This is a genomic window from Alienimonas sp. DA493 (genome assembly GCF_043951915.1).
Classification (GTDB): domain Bacteria; phylum Planctomycetota; class Planctomycetia; order Planctomycetales; family Planctomycetaceae; genus Alienimonas.
The window spans coordinates 1-664 of the sequence record NZ_JBINJD010000350.1 but is presented as its reverse complement, the minus strand read 5'-3'; the positions used below and the strand labels follow the sequence as shown (position 1 = coordinate 664).

1 protein-coding gene is annotated in these 664 nt (G+C 71.1%); it reads left to right on the top strand.

Annotated features, from left to right (window positions below; translation table 11 throughout):
- On the top strand, positions 1-664 hold a 664-nt coding region (locus tag ACG2DA_RS22960; RefSeq protein ID WP_395259040.1), incomplete at both ends, for a glycosyltransferase.

Below are 664 nucleotides of genomic sequence, written 5' to 3'. Positions count from 1 at the left end.
GCCGACGGCTTCACGCCCTCGCCGGAGACGATCGCGCTGGCGGAGCACCCGAGCGTCCGGCTCTACGTCAACGAGCGGAACGTCGGCCCGTACGTCTCCGCGATGGGGACGTGGTCGCACCATGTCTCCGACTGGTACGCCGTCAGCGACGCGGACGACCTGGACTCCCCGGGGCGCTTCTGGGACGCCGTGACGGTCCTGCGCGAGTACGAGGCCGATTTGTTCGGGGCGGCGATGGACCAGTTCGTCGACCCCGGGCACGAGCGCAGCGAGGCGGAGGTCGGTCGCGTCCCCTACCACCGCTCCGGCTCCGTTTGGGGCTGCGCCCCTTACGGGACCTGCGTTCACACGACCTGCGTCTTCCGCCGGTCGTCCTTTGAGGCCCTGAACGGGTATCGATCCCTGTTCTGCGCCGGCGATGTCGAGATCAACACTCGGGGTCGGTTCGCCGGTTGGCGGATCGTCATTTCCCCGGCCCTGCACGGCCACCGCCGGCTCCGCGACGACAGCCTCTCCCGCGGCGGCGAGTGGCAAGTGGGCAAGCCGAAGCGGCTGGAACTGGAGGCGACGCTCGCCGCCGACTACGCCCTGTGGTCCGAACGCGGGTGCGACGCGGCGGCGTACGGCGGACTGCCGGACGTGCTGGCGGACCCGGGCGTCTGCG